The 15,421-nt window shown below is 72.6% G+C and carries 14 protein-coding genes and 2 pseudogenes; 9 read left to right on the top strand and 7 right to left on the bottom strand.

The features are described 5' to 3' along the window. Positions 1 to 194: 194 nt before the first annotated feature. The 4 genes from ACYVPE_RS00745 (at position 195) to ACYVPE_RS00730 (ending at position 5,184) form a co-directional block, all read left to right on the top strand. Positions 195 to 1,487: an MFS transporter gene (locus tag ACYVPE_RS00745; protein ID WP_461031335.1), complete on the top strand. Its 1,293-nt coding sequence runs from the start codon at positions 195 to 197 to the stop codon at positions 1,485 to 1,487. Continuing rightward, positions 1,484 to 2,677: a LacI family DNA-binding transcriptional regulator gene (locus tag ACYVPE_RS00740; RefSeq protein WP_461031334.1), complete on the top strand. Its 1,194-nt coding sequence runs from the start codon at positions 1,484 to 1,486 to the stop codon at positions 2,675 to 2,677. The genes ACYVPE_RS00745 and ACYVPE_RS00740 overlap by 4 nt, the downstream gene beginning before the upstream one ends. Before the next feature lie 117 nt (positions 2,678 to 2,794). Beyond that, the gene (locus ACYVPE_RS00735; protein ID WP_461031333.1) at positions 2,795 to 3,796 is read left to right on the top strand and encodes a phosphotransferase family protein; all 1,002 of its coding nucleotides are present in this window, start codon (positions 2,795 to 2,797) and stop codon (positions 3,794 to 3,796) included. A 5-nt stretch (positions 3,797 to 3,801) separates the two neighbouring features. Beyond that, on the top strand, positions 3,802 to 5,184 hold the full coding sequence (locus tag ACYVPE_RS00730) for an MATE family efflux transporter (protein WP_461031332.1): 1,383 nt from the start codon (positions 3,802 to 3,804) through the stop codon (positions 5,182 to 5,184). A gap of 70 nt (positions 5,185 to 5,254) precedes the next feature. Here ACYVPE_RS00730 and ACYVPE_RS00725 read toward each other — a convergent pair. Further along, positions 5,255 to 5,499 (bottom strand): annotated as a pseudogene (locus ACYVPE_RS00725) (oxidoreductase); the annotation flags it as partial. A gap of 211 nt (positions 5,500 to 5,710) precedes the next feature. Between ACYVPE_RS00725 and ACYVPE_RS00720 the strand changes: the two are divergent. Next, positions 5,711 to 5,833, top strand: a pseudogene (locus ACYVPE_RS00720) (gas vesicle protein); the annotation flags it as partial. Here ACYVPE_RS00720 and ACYVPE_RS00715 read toward each other — a convergent pair. After that, on the bottom strand, positions 5,827 to 6,336 hold the full coding sequence (locus tag ACYVPE_RS00715; protein ID WP_461031331.1) for a hypothetical protein: 510 nt from the start codon (positions 6,334 to 6,336) through the stop codon (positions 5,827 to 5,829). The pseudogene ACYVPE_RS00720 and the gene ACYVPE_RS00715 overlap by 7 nt on opposite strands. A gap of 43 nt (positions 6,337 to 6,379) precedes the next feature. Then, on the bottom strand, positions 6,380 to 6,871 hold the full coding sequence (locus ACYVPE_RS00710; RefSeq protein ID WP_461031330.1) for a MarR family winged helix-turn-helix transcriptional regulator: 492 nt from the start codon (positions 6,869 to 6,871) through the stop codon (positions 6,380 to 6,382). Between the two features lie 77 nt (positions 6,872 to 6,948). Between ACYVPE_RS00710 and ACYVPE_RS00705 the strand changes: the two genes are divergently transcribed. Then, on the top strand, positions 6,949 to 8,235 hold the full coding sequence (locus ACYVPE_RS00705; RefSeq protein WP_461031329.1) for a multidrug effflux MFS transporter: 1,287 nt from the start codon (positions 6,949 to 6,951) through the stop codon (positions 8,233 to 8,235). On the opposite strand, the gene ACYVPE_RS00700 is transcribed toward ACYVPE_RS00705, so the two are convergent. Next, on the bottom strand, positions 8,195 to 9,178 hold the full coding sequence (locus tag ACYVPE_RS00700) for an AraC family transcriptional regulator (RefSeq protein WP_461031328.1): 984 nt from the start codon (positions 9,176 to 9,178) through the stop codon (positions 8,195 to 8,197). The two genes, ACYVPE_RS00705 and ACYVPE_RS00700, sit on opposite strands and share 41 nt — an antisense overlap. A 35-nt stretch (positions 9,179 to 9,213) precedes the next feature. Between ACYVPE_RS00700 and ACYVPE_RS00695 the strand changes: the two genes are divergently transcribed. After that, positions 9,214 to 10,170 (top strand): alpha/beta fold hydrolase, encoded by a 957-nt coding sequence (locus ACYVPE_RS00695; protein WP_461031327.1) that lies wholly within the window; start codon positions 9,214 to 9,216, stop codon positions 10,168 to 10,170. Then, positions 10,167 to 10,460, top strand: coding sequence for a hypothetical protein (locus tag ACYVPE_RS00690; protein WP_461031326.1), 294 nt, complete (start codon positions 10,167 to 10,169; stop codon positions 10,458 to 10,460). Before ACYVPE_RS00695 ends, ACYVPE_RS00690 begins: the two co-directional genes overlap by 4 nt. A gap of 22 nt (positions 10,461 to 10,482) precedes the next feature. Here ACYVPE_RS00690 and ACYVPE_RS00685 read toward each other — a convergent pair whose 3' ends face one another. The 3 genes from ACYVPE_RS00685 to ACYVPE_RS00675 all read right to left on the bottom strand — a co-directional run bounded on the left by ACYVPE_RS00685 (position 10,483) and on the right by ACYVPE_RS00675 (position 14,508). Beyond that, the gene (locus ACYVPE_RS00685) at positions 10,483 to 10,890 is read right to left on the bottom strand and encodes a hypothetical protein (protein ID WP_461031325.1); all 408 of its coding nucleotides are present in this window, start codon (positions 10,888 to 10,890) and stop codon (positions 10,483 to 10,485) included. Positions 10,891 to 11,069: 179 nt separating this feature from the next. Then, positions 11,070 to 13,091 (bottom strand): serine/threonine-protein kinase, encoded by a 2,022-nt coding sequence (locus ACYVPE_RS00680; protein WP_461031324.1) that lies wholly within the window; start codon positions 13,089 to 13,091, stop codon positions 11,070 to 11,072. 328 nt (positions 13,092 to 13,419) lie between these two features. Further along, a complete protein-coding gene (locus tag ACYVPE_RS00675; RefSeq protein ID WP_461031323.1) occupies positions 13,420 to 14,508 on the bottom strand; it encodes an asparagine synthase-related protein in 1,089 nt (362 codons plus the stop codon). 69 nt (positions 14,509 to 14,577) lie between these two features. Between ACYVPE_RS00675 and ACYVPE_RS00670 the strand changes: the two genes are divergently transcribed. Next, complete coding sequence (locus ACYVPE_RS00670; RefSeq protein WP_461031322.1) at positions 14,578 to 15,297, top strand: hypothetical protein; 720 nt, start codon at positions 14,578 to 14,580, stop codon at positions 15,295 to 15,297. Positions 15,298 to 15,421 lie beyond the last annotated feature (124 nt).

The raw sequence follows: 15,421 nt of genomic DNA, 5'->3' as shown, positions 1-15,421 counted from the left end.
CCGACCGCGACAACCGGCCACCATGGGTGAGGCGGCGATTCGTCAGGATGATCGCGGCCCAGGTGATCAGGGCCGCCGGGGCACCCGGCACGCGTGTCACCAACGTCCCGAGGCAACACACCTGGAGCGCTCGTAGGGGTGGTCCCTCGATGTTACGTGTACGATCGTACGCCCAACGGCGTACGATCGTACACGTGAGAGTCGATGTGCATGTCCAGCCCACCCAGGAGGACCGGCGGGCCCGAGCCGCGGTGGCGGTGCTCTTCCTGACGAACGGGGCGCTGTTCGCGAACCTGGTCCCGAGGTTCCCGGGGATCAAGGCCGATCTCGGCATGGACAGCGCCGTCTACGGGCTGACCGTGGCGGCGTTCCCCACGGGGGCCATCTCGGCTGGTCTGGCGGCGGCGATGGTGATCCGGCGCTTCGGTTCGGCCCCGACGGCGGTCGTGGGCACCTGTCTGACGGGCGTGGGCGTGCTGGGCGCGGCCCTCGGACCCTCCACCGCGGTGTTCGCCGCCGTACTGTTCGCCACCGGGGCGATGGACGCGATCACCGATGTCGCGCAGAACGCGCACGGGCTCCGGGTCCAGCGCCGCTACGGCCGCTCCATCCTCAACTCCTTCCACGCCGTCTGGTCGATCGGCGCCGTCCTCGGCGGTTCGATGGCCGCAGGCGCGATCGCGCTGGATGTGCCGCGCGGCGTCCACCTCGGGGTCGCCGCCGCCCTGTTCTCCCTGGTCTCGCTCATCGCGCTGCGCTTCTGCCTGCCAGGACGCGACGACGAGCCGGATTCCGTCCCCGACACCGGCCCTGCCCCCGGCCCCCTCAGGTCGGCTGAGGCCTCGGTGCCCGCCCGGCCCCGGCTCGTTCTCGTGATCGCGGCGCTGGTCCTGATCGCCATCGGCGGCACGATCGTGGAGGACGCCGGCAGCTCCTGGGCGACGCTCTACCTCTCGACCGAACTGCACGCCGCCGGCGCCCTGGCCGCCACCGGCTACATCTCCCTGGTCGGAGCCCAGTTCGTCGGCCGGCTGATCGGCGACCGGCTGGTGGACCGCTTCGGGCAGCGCGCCGTCGCCCGAGCCGGTGGCATGGTCGTCGCCGCCGGCATGGGCTTGGCCCTCGCCTTCCCGACGGTCCCCGGCACCATCGCCGGGTTCGCCGCCGCGGGCCTGGGCGTGGCCACCCTCGTCCCCGCCGCCATGCAGCAGGCCGACGACCTCCCGGGGCTGCGCGCCGGGACCGGTCTGACCCTCGTCTCCTGGCTGATGCGGCTGGGGTTCCTGCTCTCGCCACCGCTGGTCGGCCTGCTCGCCGACGCCGCCGGGTTGCGAGTCGGCCTCCTCATCGTCCCGGCCGCCGGCGTCCTGGTCCTGCTCCTTTCCGGCGTGCTCCAGGCGCGAAAGCCCGCTGAAACCACCCACCCCTCCCGCCGTCCGCAGGCCGAGGCCCCGGCTTCGGTCGTTCGGGAATCGCCACGGTCATGAGCCGACCGGTTCGGCCGTCGACCGATGGCGCCTCCGCCGGTGCCGCCTCCCTGGTCAGGGTCGCCACCATGCGGGACGTGGCCAGACGTGCCGGCGTGTCCGTGTCCACGGTCTCGCGGGTGGTCAGCGGTACGGGGTATGTGGCGGTCGCTACCCGGCAGTTGGTCGAGAGGGCGATCGAAGAGCTTGGCTATGTCCCTTCGGGGGCCGCCCGGGGGCTGGTGGCCCGCAGGACCGGGATGCTGGGACTGTGCCTGCCCGATGTGGGGCCAGCGGCCGACGTGCGGGTACCGGTGCGGACCGGCTCGGGCGTGGAGGTGGTCACCGACGACGCGACGGCACCGGGGGGATCCTCGTGGGGCAGCCTGTACTTCGGCGAGGTGGTCCGCGGGGCCGAGTACGCGGCGTGGCTGGCGGGGTACGCGTTGACCGTGGTGGTCGCCCGACCGCCGCAGGCCGAGGCGCGGGTGCGTGACCTGGCGGGGCGGGTCGACGGGCTGATCGTGGTCGCCGGGACGCTGCCGGACGAACTCCTCGAGCACGTGGCGCACCGGCTGCCCGTCGTTCTCCTCGCGGGGCCGCGGCCAGCCGGCGGGTACGACCACGTCGGCGTCGAGAACGCGAGGGGAGTCCAGGCGCTGGTCGAGCATCTCGTCCGGACACACGGGATCCACGACGTTCGGTATGTCGCAGGCCGTGCGAACGCCCTCGACGACATCGACCGCTTCCGTGGCTTCCGCGTGGCCATGAAGGCGGTGGGCCTACCGGCTCCCCAGGAGCCGGCGTTGCGCGGTGACTTCTCCCGGGCGACGGGGCGCCGGTTGGCCCGGCGGCTCGTGGCGAACCACCGAAGCGGTCGCGTCCCGCTGCCCGGGGCACTGGTGTGCGCGAACGACGAGACGGCCCTGGGCTTCCTGGACGTGTTCGACGCCGAGGGGATCGACGTGCCTGGGGACGTGGTGCTCACCGGCTTCGACGGCATCGAAGGCGGGCGGACCTCCTCACCCCGCCTGACCACGGTCGAGCAGCCGATGACGGATCTGGGGCGGCTCGCGGTGGACATCCTGCGCGCGTGCCTGGCCGATCCGAGGCTGCCACGGCAGGACCTGCACGTGCCGGTGCGCGTGCTGCTGAGGGAGAGCTGTGGAACGCACCGACCTGGCCCGCCCGATAGGGGAACGCTCCCATAGCTGCGGCGTGCCGCCCCGCACTACGGTGTGACGCGTCCGGCCACCCGTGGGAGAGAAGCCAGGTCGTGGCCGGGCCGACCCGTGGAGCCGCACCCCGAAGGAACGTCTGTGAAAGCCGTGACCGAGAGCATCACCAAGAACCGACAGTCGACCGAGACCCTGCGAGCGATGATCGAGCGAGCCTACGGGAGCGCTCAGGTACCCGAGGACGATGACTTCGCCGAGGAGTTCACGCACGGCTGGTTCAACGTGGCCTATCGGATCCGGCTTCGCGACGGACAGCAGTCGGTGCTGAAGATCGCGCCACCCGCCGGCGTGGCGGTGCTGACCCGCGAGCACGAGATGATGCGCAACGAACTCGCCGCCATGACCCTGGTCCGCGACCACACCAAGGTGCCGATACCCCGGGTCGACCACGCCGATCTCTCCCGGGAACTGGTCGACGCGGACTACTTCTTCATGGAGTACGTCGACGCGGACAACTTCGGCATCGCCACCTCGGAGGGACGCCTCCCCGACGAGGTCGTCGTCGCCGGCGGACGGCAGCTGGGCGCGCTCAACCGGGAGCTCAACTCGATCGTGGGGCCGCACTTCGGGCCACTGGCCGGCCCGGGCTCGGCGACCTGGCGGGCGGCATTCAGCCACATGATCGAGGACACCCTCAGGGACGGTGCGCGGGCCGACGTCGCCATCGGCTGGAGCTATGACGACATCCGCGCCGTGCTCGCCGAGAACGCGGGTGTGCTCGACGAGGTGACCGAGCCGCGGTTCGTCGAACTCGATCTCTGGACCAAGAACTCGATGATCAGGGACGGCCGGATCGTCGCGATCCTCGACCACGAACGGGCCCTCTACGGAGACCCGCTCATGGAGGCCGGATTCACCGGCATCGACCTGCCGGCCTTCGGAGACCCCACCGACTTCATGCGGGGCTACGGGACAGCAGAGCTGTCCGCGTCACAGCGCGTCCGCCGGCGGCTGTACTCCCTCTACCTCGCCGTCATCATGGTCGTCGAGACCACGTACCGCGGCCACCAGGACCCGGCGACCCACGACTTCGGCCGCGCACAACTCGACCTGCTGATGACCCGGTTCGGCCGCGGCCCCGTGACCCGCTGATGGGCGTGGGCGAAGAGGCCACCACGGCATCCCCCGCCCAGCGCGCCGGGCGGCGCGACCACACGGCGGCGCTCGGCACCCGGCCGGTCGGGCGGCTGCTGTGGAGCACCAGCGCCCACACCACCATGTCGGTCGCCACCTACGGCATCTACGCCCTGACCAACGCCTGGTTCGTCGCCCGAGGCGTCGGCCCCGACGCGCTGGTGGCCGTGAACGTCGTGGCGCCCGTGCTGCTGATCCTCGGCGCCGTCTCCACCACGGTCGGCGTCGGCGGCGCGTCCATGGTCTCGCGCAGCCTCGGTGCCGGGAACCCGCGCCAGGCCGCGCGGGCCGCCGGCAACACCTTCCTCGTCTACTGGACGACGGCGATCGCCATCACCGTCCTCGGCCTGCTCCTGCTCGACCCGCTCCTCACCCTGCTCGGCGCCCGGGGCGCCGTCCGCGACCACGCCCACGACTACGCGCTGATCATGCTCGCCGGCGCCATCACCGCCACTGGCTTCTCCAGCCTGGTGCGCGCCGAGGGGCGCCTCCGCTTCTCCACCCTGCTGTGGATACTCCCGGTCCTGTGCCAGATCGTGCTCGACCCACTGCTGATCTTCGGCCTCGGCTGGGGAGTGCGCGGCGCCGCCCTGGGCACGGTCGGCGGCCAGGCCGTCTCCATGGCGATGAGCCTGTGGTTCTTCTTCCTCCAACGCGACCGCCCCTACCGCATCACCCTCGCCGACCTCCGGCCACACGGCCCCACCCTGCGCGAACTGGTGGCCGTGGGGGCACCGTCGTTCCTCGCCGGCCTGGGCAACACCCTCATCATGTTCATCGCCAACAACCGCCTGGCGGCCCTCGGCGACCCGGCGGCCCTCAGCGCGTACGCCACCTCCGTCCGCGTCACCACCTTCGTCCTCATGCCGCAGACCGGCATCGCCCAGGGCATGCAACCGCTCATCGGCTACAACGCCGGCCGCGGCCTGATCCCGCGCGCCGAACGCACCCGGGTCCTCGCGCTGCGCGCGACCATCCTCTACGGGGTGGTCGCCTGTCTCGTCCTGCTCGCCGCGGCCGACCCGCTCGCCGCCACCTTCACCGACGACCCGAGCGCCGCTTCGACGACGGCCGAGGTGCTGCGCCTCATCGCGCTCGGCTACCCCTTCGCCGGGGTCACGGCACTGCTCGCCACCTACTTCCAGGCACGCGGTCGGGCCCGCCCCTCGTTCATGATCTCCGTCGGGTCGGTCCTCGCCGTCCACGTCCCGCTCCTGCTCACCCTCAGCCCGCTGGGGACGCCGTGGCTCTGGATCAGTTTCCCCGCGGCCGCGCTCCTCTCGGCCGCCGGAGCGATGCTCATCCTCCGCCGCACACGCCTGCCCGACCCCGCGGCGGCACCGTGAGCGCCGATGTGGCGCCCGCGCATCGTGCCAGGTGGCGGTCGGTCGCTGGATATCTGTCGCCGCGCGGGAATCAGGCCCGGGCGGTCGTGGTGCGCGGTCGCTCGGGGAAGGTGACGCTGGTGAGTTCCTCGGAGACGGTCCACAGGCGGCGGGCGGTTTCCGGGTCGCTGGCGTTCGCCGACCGGCTGACCAGGGTGGGACTGCCGCGCCACTCGCCGAAGCCGTCGGGGCGACACAGGAGGCACCGGGCAGGTCCCGGACGGTGGCGTACGACGTGGACAGTGCCCCGGCCCTGGCGTCCTGGGCCAGGAGCCGGCGCGCTTCCTGAGAAAGGACCTGCTCGGTCGGGTCGGAACGTGGACCACCCGGCCGCCGGGCGCCCGGACAGCCCGTCAGCTGAGGCGGGGGGTCAACACCCCTGCGCTGACTCGTGTCATGGCAGACCTCTCGGAGCGGCGCGACCGCCGCGGCAAGCGCTCGCCCAGGCCGGTCCCCACCCCCCGGGCACGTTCCCAGAGGAGCCCCCATGACGGTCACCGCCACCTACCGTGAAGACCTCGCGTGTGTCCCGCGCACCGGCACCCTGTACGACGTCATCGACATCATTCTCGATCGCGGCATGGTCATCGACGTCTTCGGCCGTCAGTCGACTCCCCTGAGATAGACGCGGCTGGTGCGGTCGTCGAGCGGGTGCACCGCGACGTCCAGGAAGTCGAGTTGGCCTTCGCACGGTGCGCACACCTGGCCTTCCCGCACGTCGGGCAGGGCCTCCGGCTCCGGAAGGCCGAGGTGCGCGAAGGGGGCCATGGGCGTGGAGGACGGGAGACGCGGCTCGTCCCGCTGGTTCAGCTCGACCTCCGGGGCCAGCGTCAGGAGAAAACTGTCCAACTCGGTGGAGGGCAGCAGGAACGCCAGGAGCAGGGCATCGTCCTGAAAGCCGTCCTGGTAGGCGGCACGCCGGTCGGTCGCCGCGGCGGGGATCGGCACGCCGAGTTGCTCGCTGACGCTCGCCGGCGTGGCGTCCGTTCTCCAGGCGGGTACGCCGCGGCCGGCCGGGGCAGCCGGTGCGGTGGAACAGCCGGCCAGGGCGGCGAGCGCGAGGACGATCCCGCTGAGGGCCGGCGCTCCGGATGCCGGGAATCGGGCGTTCATCGCTCCTCCTCGGGCGCCGAAACGCACTGTCGCCAGGCCTGGTTCATACGGAGTCGGTGTCCCGGTGGTTCCGCAGCGCGAGGCCGAGGGAGCGGAGGGCGGGCGTGGCGTCGGCGAGGGCGGCGCGCTCGTGGGGCGGCAGCGTGGCCAGGGCGTCGGCGAAGAGCTGTGCCCAGGCGTCCTCGATCCGGGCCATGCCGTGCATCGCGTCGGTGGTGGGGAGGAGGCGCACGGCCCTGCGGTCGTGTGGGTCGGGTTCGCGGCGGATCAGCCCTTGGGCGACCAGGCTCCGCACGGTGGTGCTGACATTGCTCGCGTGCAGCCCGAGTTCGCGGGCGAGGGTGCCGGTTCCGGTGCCGGGTGACGCCAGGACGTAGCGCAGGACTTCCAGCTCCGAGGGCGGCAGCTGGAACAGGCCGGCCTCCGCGACGCCGCGCAGCCGCAGGACGCGGGCGAGTGTGTAGAGCACCGGCGTCAGCGTTCTGGCCTCGCGCAACAGTCCCTCGTCGCCGGGTACGACACTGCCCTCGCTCACGGGATCATCCTAGCCTCGCCAACTCCTATAGTTATATAACTATAGCCAACTTGCTCGTCATCCCCTCAGGAGCGGCGTTGCCCCCTCATGCCCCGATACGGCGCGCCGATCGTCCCGCGTCGAAGGCCCCCAGCCGGTTCCTGTCGAGCGGTCTCGTCGCGACCCTCGCCCTGCTGTCGTTCGTCACTCCGCTGTCCACGGACATGTACCTGCCGGGCTTGCCGGCGCTGGCCCGAGACCTGTCCACTGACGCCGCCGGCGCCCAACTCACCCTCACCGCCTTCCTCTTCGGGCTGGCGGCAGGCCAACTGGTGCTCGGGCCACTCTCCGACCGGTACGGGCGCCGGAGACCGATCCTGGTCGGAACCGGCCTCTGTACCCTCGTCACCGCGCTCTGCGCGATCGCGCCCTCGCTCGAACTCCTCGTCGGGCTGCGGTTCCTGGCGGGATTCGGCGGAGCCGCCGGCCTCGTCGTCGGCCGGGCCGTGGTGTCCGACCTGGCGACCGGCGCGGCGGCGGCCCGGATCTTCGGCATGCTCATGGCCCTGGGCGGTGTCGCCCCCATCGTGGCCCCGCTGGTCGGCGGCGCGGTGGTCGGCGGCCCGGGGGGTTGGCGCGCCGTCTTCTGGGTACTGACCGGCGCGTCCGCGCTCATGTTCCTGATCTCACTGCTCGTGGTCCCGGAGAGCCTGACCGCGGACCGCCGGCACACCGGCGGCCTCGGCAGCACCGCCGCAGCCGCTGCCTCCGTGCTGACCGACCGCGGCTACCTCGGCCACACCCTCGCCTTCTGCTTCGCCAGCGCCACCCTGTTCTGCTACATCGCCGCCTCCCCCTTCCTGCTGCAGAACGTCCTCGGCTTCGGCGTCGGGGAGGCGTCCGTCGTCTTCTCCTTCGGCGCTCTCACAGCGACCCTCTCCAGCGCGGCGGCCGCCCGCCTGGTGGGCCGCTTCAGCGCGGGAACCCTGTTGCGCCTGGGGCTCGTTCTGCTCTTCGGGTCCAGCGCCCTCGCCCTGCTCGTCACCCTCGCCGGGCAGCTCAACCGGGCATGGGCCCTCAGCCTGGTCGGCATCGGATTCCTCGGCCTCGGCCAGGTCTTCACCACCGCCACCGCGCTCGCCCTGGCGCGCGTGCCCTACGCCGCGGGCACCGGCTCCGCCGTGCTCGGCGCCCTCCAGAGCCTCCTCGGCGCCGCCGTCGCCCCTCTCATGGGCATCGCCGGTGAACACTCGGCCGTGCCGCTGTTCCTCGGCATGACCGTCTGCTCCCTGGCCGCCCTCCTCGCCCTGCTCCTCCCCGAACGCCGGCCGACGACCGAAGCGGTCACCCGCCGTGGCCGTGCGAGCGGTACGCGGTCGGTGTGACGCCGCGAACCCGGGTGAAGGCCCGCGAGAGCGTGAACTCCGAGGAATAACCGACGTGTTGGGCGATGACGTGCAGCGGGTCGTCGGTGTCCCGCAGACGGCGGGCGGCCAGGTCGATCCGCCGACGGGTGAGGTGGGCGAGCGGCGGCTCGCCCACCGCCTGGCGGAACCGGCGGGAGAGCGTGGCGCGGGAGAGGCCGACGGCTTCGGCGAGCCCGGCGACCGTCCACTCCCGCGCCGGCTCCCGGTGCAGGGCGGCGAGGGCCCGGGCGATCTCCGGGTCGCGTACCCCGCGCGCCGCGACCGCGCGTGCCGTCTCGGCGTCGGCGTCCTCGGCGACACCCAGCCAGGCCCGCAGCACCTGCACCAGGAGCACGTCGGTCAGCCGGCCCGTGATCGTCCGCGCGCCCGGCGCGGTGCGGCGGGCCTCCGAGCCCAGCGTGCCGAGGGTGGCCCGGACGTCGAGCGCCGCCACATCCCCGCGGGCGGCGGGGATGTGCACGAGCGGCGGCAGGAGCGTACGCGCCGGGTGGGCGGCGTGTGCCGCGTACCGGTAGCCGACGCACAGCAGCCGGGTGGCCGGGCCGTCCCCCGGCAACGCGACCCGGTGCGGCGAATCCTCGGCCCGCGCCGTGAACAGCCGCTCCTGCGGCACCGGGACGCCGTGCCGCTCGCCGGTCATCCCGTGGCCGCCACCCAGCGGCAGGAACGCCACGTCACCGGCGACGAGCCGGACGGGCTCCGCGTCGGGCCGCCGCAGCCAGCAACTGCCGTGCGTCACGGCGTGGAAGGCGGCGGTGGGGGCCGGGGCGCTGCGGACGCCCCAGGAGCCGGCCGCGCTGAACGCGACCGTCACCACGCCGCCGATGCGGTCCGCCACCATCATGTCGGCCAGTACGTCCATGGTGAGATGATCGGCGATGCGGACGAGCCGCCGGGACATGGGCCCCGGTCCTGATCGTTCCTAGCGTGGTCGTCATGATCGAGATCACCCACCGGTACGTCCAGGCGGGCGGGCTGCGCACGCACATCGCCGAGGCCGGCGCCGGCCCGCTGGTCGTCCTCCTGCACGGGTTCCCCGAGTCCTGGTACTCCTGGCGCCACCAGCTCACCGCCCTCGCCGTGGCCGGCTACCACGCGGTCGCCCTCGACCAACGCGGCTACGGCCGCACCGAACGGCCGGCCGACGTCGGCGACTACACGATCCTGCACACCGTCGGCGACGTGCTGGCGCTGCTCGACGCCCTCGACACGGAACGGGCCGTGGTGGTCGGGCACGACTGGGGCGGTTCCGTCGCCTGGTACGCCGCGCTGCTGCGGCCCGACCGCGTCCGGGGCGTGGTCTCCCTCGGCACCCCCCTCGGGCCACGCCCCTCAAGACCTCCCATCGCGGCGCTTCGTGCGGCGGCCGGCCCCCGCCACTACACCGCCTACGTCCAGCACCCGGGCCTGGCCGACAACGAGTTGACCCGCGACCCATGGACGACCATCCGCCGCGCCCTGTGGGGAGCCTCGGGCGAGGCCTTCCCCTGGAGCCCGATCGTCCCCGAGGGTGGCGGGCTGCTGGACATCTGGCCCGAGCCGCTGGCCCTTCCCGACTGGCTCACCGCCGCCGACGTGGACGTCTACGCCGAGGACTTCGGCCCGGAGGGCTTCACGGGCGGCCTCAACTGGTTCCGCAACATGGATCGCAACTGGGCCCTCACCCGCGCCTGGCCGGAGCACGTCGTCCGCGTCCCGGCGCTCTACGTGGTCGGCGACCGGGACCTCGCCACGGCCCTGCCCGGCGGCGCCGAACTCGTCGCCGGCCACTCGCCCCACGTTCCCGACCTCCGCCGCTCGATCATCCTGCCCGGCTGCGGGCACTGGACCCAACAGGAACGCCCCACCGAGGTCAACGCGGCCCTGCTGGGCTTCCTGGACTCCCTCGCGTGATCACGCGCCGCGCGCTGGTACCACGCCCGGTGATCGCCCCGACCACAGTCGGTATCCGTGAGCGCCTGGCCGAACACCAGGCCAGGTTCGACGCCCGGTTCGCCGCCTACTTCGACACTCTGGCCCAACGCCCCCTGCCGCGCGGCGACTTCGTTCCCGAGTGCCTGGGGCTGCTGCGGGACATGCCGAGCAGGCGGGACGGCCTCCCGCCCGCCGAGGCCAGCAGCACGTTGGTCGATCGACACCGAACCTGTGGTCAACTCCGGTCGCGACACTGGCTCGCGCCATGATGGTCGGCCATCTCACCAGATCTCACGGCGACTTGGCGGGCGGTCCGTCAGGCCGAAGCGACCCGCAGTTCGTTGTGGGGGGAGGCCCGGGATCACGAACGGGTTGGCCGACCTCGGATGACCAATGGGGACGACAACGTGCCACGAAGTCCAGGAAGTCGTTCCGCAGATAGCGAGAGTCTGACGGCTTCAGTCGGATCTGCTGCCGGCTGTCGGCCCACCAGATCTCGAAATCGGCGACGGTGCCTTCCGCAGGCCAGCCATCGCTCTGCTCTGGGAGCAACAGGACATCGACGAAGCCTTCGACGCTCAGGCCGACGTCCACGAAGATCCCGATCGCACCGGGCCGAGGAACCTTCACGACGGTGCCCTCGAGAACCTGCCCGTAGCGCAGCCCCCTCCGAATCCGAGTCCACTCGGCGTCTGTCACCACGAGAGCGTCTTTCCCCCTTCGTCCGGATCGCGGGTAACTGGGCTCGGGCGGCAGAGTGCCGTCACGGGCGTCGAGCGCCGAGCCGTTTCGCCGCCGTGGACACGGATCCGTCATCCTCGCAGCCCCAGGTGTTTCGACACGGACCAGCCCGCCCGCACCTCGTGGGTGGCGCCTCGTCAGGCGCCGCGGCGTGCGGTGAAGAAAAGGCCAGGGTCGACGTTGAGCGCCTCGAAGACGAGCGTGTCGTCCTGCGGGTACGCGGCGTAGCCGACCTGGGCGGGCCGGATGCCGCAGTTCTCACTCCACCGGGACTCCACGAACGGGCTGAGCAGGATGTTCTGGATGGAGCCCACAGTGGCCAGGTACGCCTCCCACGAACAGCCGGAGTAGGGGGAGGAGGCCGGTGGCTGGAGTGAGACGACGGCGGCGCCGAGGCCACCGCCGGTGACGGTCATCTGGTAGGGATCGCCGTCCGGTTCACCGGGAACGTCGAGCAGGCCGGCCAGATCCTGCTGTGGCACCTCCCACTGGCCGTTGATCGGCGGGAAGTCGATGTTCTGCGGCGCCCACGTCGACTCCAGGGTGACGCCTCCGCCGGTGGCCGGGATCCACCAGTACATCGTTCCGTCCGCCGCGGCCGCCAGGCCCTGTTCGCCCGGGCAGGAGTCCTCCGGCGCGTCCTCCGGAACCATGCGGGCCACCTCGGGCGTGAAGCGCCACGCTCCCCGCCCGTCGTTGTCGTCGGGGTCCCAGGACGATTCCATGATGGACATCTCGCACAGCACGTCGGTGGCCAGGAGCCGGACGGTGCCCGCCGGCCCTCCGTCGAGGTCGGGCTCCACGTGGACGCGCACCGACCAGTTGTCGTACTCGTCGCCGTAGTCCCAGGAGGCGGTGCCCTGCCAGTCGCCCACGTACTCCTCGGTGTTCGGCCCAGCCGGCGCCTCCCCGGGCGCATCCTCGGTCGGCCCGTCGTCCGGGTCCGTCGGAGTTCCCGCCCCGGTCCGTCCGTCGTCCCCGTTCCCGGTGATCAGGCCACGGACCAGCGCCCCGACAGCGATCACCAGGATGAACACGGCGAGCACGAGCAGCCGCACCCGGCGGGTGGCCACGAGTGACGAGGGCTCCGCCGACGCCGCGGGTGAGGGTGGGCCGAAGCCGGCGGGCGACAGCCCGACCGGGGCGGTGGGAAGGGCGGAGACCGTTCGAGCCCCGTCCGCCGTGGGCGCGTAAGGAGTGGCGGGTGCGGGAGGTGAGGGCGGTGGGGAGACCGGGGTTCCCGCCTCCGCGTCGGCGACGAACGCCCGTACCGCGGCGTCGTGTTCCTCGACCGCCCGCAGGGCCGAGGGTGGCAGCCAGGGCCCCGGCGGCTGCGCCTTCAGGTAGTCGAAGGTGGTGGTGAGTATCTCTTCCGGGCTCGGCCGGTCGGCCGGGTCCCGCGCCAGGCACGCGGCGATCAGCGGGCGTATCTCGTCCGGCAGTTCGCCCAGACGCGGGGCGCCGCGGGTGATCTCCAGCATCAGCGCGTACAGGTCGCTGTCCAGCGGGCCGAAGGGCGTGGCCCCGGTGGCGGCGTAGGTGAGGACGGACCCCAGCGCGAAGACGTCGCTGGCCGGGGTCAGGGCCGTGGGGGTCTCGAACTGCTCGGGCGACATGAAGGCGGGCGTGCCGACGGCCACCCCCGTTCTGGTGAGCCGCCGCTCGGCCGACTCGACGGCGTAGGCGATGCCGAAGTCGATGACCCGAGGTCCCTCGACGGTGATCATCACGTTGGACGGCTTCAGGTCGCGGTGCACGAGTCCCGCGGCATGCACGGCCAGGAGCGCCTGCCCCAACCCGTTGGCCAGCGCGAAGAGATGATGCTCGGCCAGCCCGTGCCCGAGCTTCGTCAGCAGGCTGTCGAGCGGCAGGCCGGGAACGTACTCGCTCACCACCCACGGCGTGGCGGCCTCGACGTCATGGGCCCGGACGGCCGCGACCCAGTCGCCCTCCACCCGCATCGCCGAGCGGATCTCCCGCTCCAGCCGCTCCTGGAGCAGCTGGTTGCCGGCCAGGTCGGGTCGCACCAACTTCACGGCGACCAGCCGGCCGCGCTGCGAGCGCGCCAGATAGACGGTCCCCATCCCCCCGGTGCCCAGCGTCCCCAGCAGCCGGTACCCGCCGACCTCGCGCGGATCCTGATCCCGCAGTGGCCTCATAACCCCGTCCCCGTTCGGCCAACGCCCCGCGCCGGCGCACTACTTCGTTCAACGCGACTGTGAAGCCGTCAACACCCAGTCACGTCGGATCCGTTCGACGAGCGGCGGCCTCGGCGATGTGAGACGGGGAATCCGGCCTCCGGAGGTCGCCGCGCCGCAGCTCAGCCCGTCGCCGCACCGACGGCCGCCGAAACGAGCAGCCACGCCACGTCAACCCTGGCCAGCGACGGCCTATGGACGATGACACCAGGCACCCCGCCCTCACGGACTCGGCCGCTCCCGTCCGATCGCCCTCGCAATTCCGCCGATCACATGCCGGCGCACGAACCTACCATCCGGCCCCGCCGCCCCATCGGGCTCCGCTTGAACACCGGCTCGGGGGACGCGGCTGCCAGGTGGTGGGCGGGGCCGTGGTGAGGGAGCGTAGCCACAGCTCGTGGGCGAGGACGGGCTCGATCTGGTCGGCGTGGCCGGGGATGCCGGCGGCGGCCCGGCCCAGCGTCTCCTCGAGGGCGGCCGGCTCGATCAGGCCGAGGGTGGCGAGCTCGCCGTCGACGAGGTCGAGGAGCGTCGGCAGGTTGGCGCGCAGGCCGCGGATATGGTCGCTCGTGGAGTCGCCCTTGGTCGTGTGGCCGGCGATGATCGGAGGCAGCAGGCCCGGGAGGGCGGTGAGGAGCGGCTTGTAGGTGTGAGGGCTGGCGTAGGTGTGGGCCGGGGCGGACAGAACGGCGGCCACCACCGCCGGGTCGAGGAACGGGTTGTGCAGCCGGACGCCAGCGGCGGCGTGGGCGAGTTGGGCGTCGGCGGCCGCGGTGCGTGCGACCTCCCGGATCTGTTCCAGCATCAACCAGGTGGCGGCGTGGCCGGGGTCGGGCTGGTGGTCTGCGGCGGCCGAGGTGGTGAGGCTGGCGGCGACCAGTTCGGCCGTCTCCTTCGCGGCGCAGGCCGGTGCCGGGCCGGCGGGGATCCAGCCGGTGAGGGAAGTCCGCGGGCGGCGGCCGCCGGTGAGCTCGGTCGCGGCACGGCGCAGGGCCCCGGGCCTCGTGATGGTGCGGCTGGCGGCCAGGTCGTGGAGCAGGTGGGCGGGGCTGGTGCGCAGCAGCGTGGCCCAGCCGGTCGCTTGGCGGGCGGCGCGGGCGGGGTGGCGGCGGGCGAGGTCGGCGAGGTTGGCAAGCGGCGGGGTGAGCAGGGTGTCGCCGCCGTCGCCGGTGAGGTGCGCGTCGCTGCCGAACTCGGCCAGGTGCCTGAGGTGGTGGGTGAAGAACGCCGCGGTGACGGTGGCCGGCGCCGGCTCGTCCAGTGGCGGCAGGGTCTCGTCGAGCTGTGGACCGCCGCTGAGCAGGCCCGCAAGTGGGATGCCCGCTACGGCGGGGGGACCTGGCGCACCAGCCAGATCATCGACGTTCTGACCACCCACGCCGCCCCGCTGCTCACCGGTAGCTACACCGAGGACATCGGTGCCGGCCTCTACTCCGCCGCCGCCGAGTTGTCCCGCCTGGCGGGCTGGGCCGCGTTCGACGGTGGCCGGCACGACCTCGCGCAACGGCACTTCATCCAGGCGTTGAGCCTGGCCAGGGCCGGTGGAGATACCGAGTTGGGCTGCTACGTCCTGGCCACCATGGCGTTGCAGACGATGCGACGCGGCTACCCGTCGCAGGCGATCGACATGGCGCAGGGGGCGGTCGAACGCGCCGGCCGCTCCTCCACTCCCAAAGTGCTCGCCTTCGCCCGGCTGATCGAGGCCCGCGCCCACGCCCGCACCGGCGACGGACGTTCGGCGGCTCGGGCCCTGTCCGGCTGCGAACAGTTGCTGGATGCCGCCCGGGACACCGAAGCACCCACCTACATCGACTACTTCGGTCCGGCCCGCATGGCGTCCGACGCCGTGGAGATCTACCGCGACCTCGGGAAACTGCACATCGCGGCCGGCTGGGATGCCCAGTGCGCTATGCCTGCCGGCCACACCCGGGCCGTCGGCCTACGACTGTCCGTTACCGCCACTGCCCATCTCCAGGCTCGCGAGCTGGACCAAGGGCTGGCCGTCGGGCGCCGCGCGGTGGACATCCTGTCCGGTGTCGCTTCCGACCGGGCCCGTGAATACGTTGAAGACATCCACACCGCCCTTACCCCGTGGGCCCGCGAACCCCGGGTACGGGACTGGCAGATCCACGCCCGCCGCCGGATGGGCGGCGATCAGGGCAGCTGACGACCGCCGGGAGCATGCGCTCGAACTGCCCGGTCATCCTGCGGCGTCACCGTTGAACCCGGCACGTGCGGCGCCTACTGGTGAGAAGCGCGCCCTACCGCGCCCCTCCGCGCGCCGAGTACGG

The sequence above is a fragment of the Streptomyces mayteni genome (genome assembly GCF_054783955.1).
Note: the sequence above shows the minus strand (reverse complement) of the source record. Positions and strands in the feature narration are given on the sequence as shown.

What these genes read in the sequence shown, in the direction of transcription:
- ACYVPE_RS00695 (WP_461031327.1), top strand. Translation starts at nt 9,214, where the DNA reads ATGATCGAGATCACCCACCGGTACGTCCAGGCGGGCGGGCTGCGCACG.
- ACYVPE_RS00715 (WP_461031331.1), bottom strand. Translation starts at nt 6,336, where the DNA reads ATGAACGCCCGATTCCCGGCATCCGGAGCGCCGGCCCTCAGCGGGATC.
- ACYVPE_RS00680 (WP_461031324.1), bottom strand. Translation starts at nt 13,091, where the DNA reads ATGAGGCCACTGCGGGATCAGGATCCGCGCGAGGTCGGCGGGTACCGG.
- ACYVPE_RS00740 (WP_461031334.1), top strand. Translation starts at nt 1,484, where the DNA reads ATGAGCCGACCGGTTCGGCCGTCGACCGATGGCGCCTCCGCCGGTGCC.
- ACYVPE_RS00700 (WP_461031328.1), bottom strand. Translation starts at nt 9,178, where the DNA reads ATGTCCCGGCGGCTCGTCCGCATCGCCGATCATCTCACCATGGACGTA.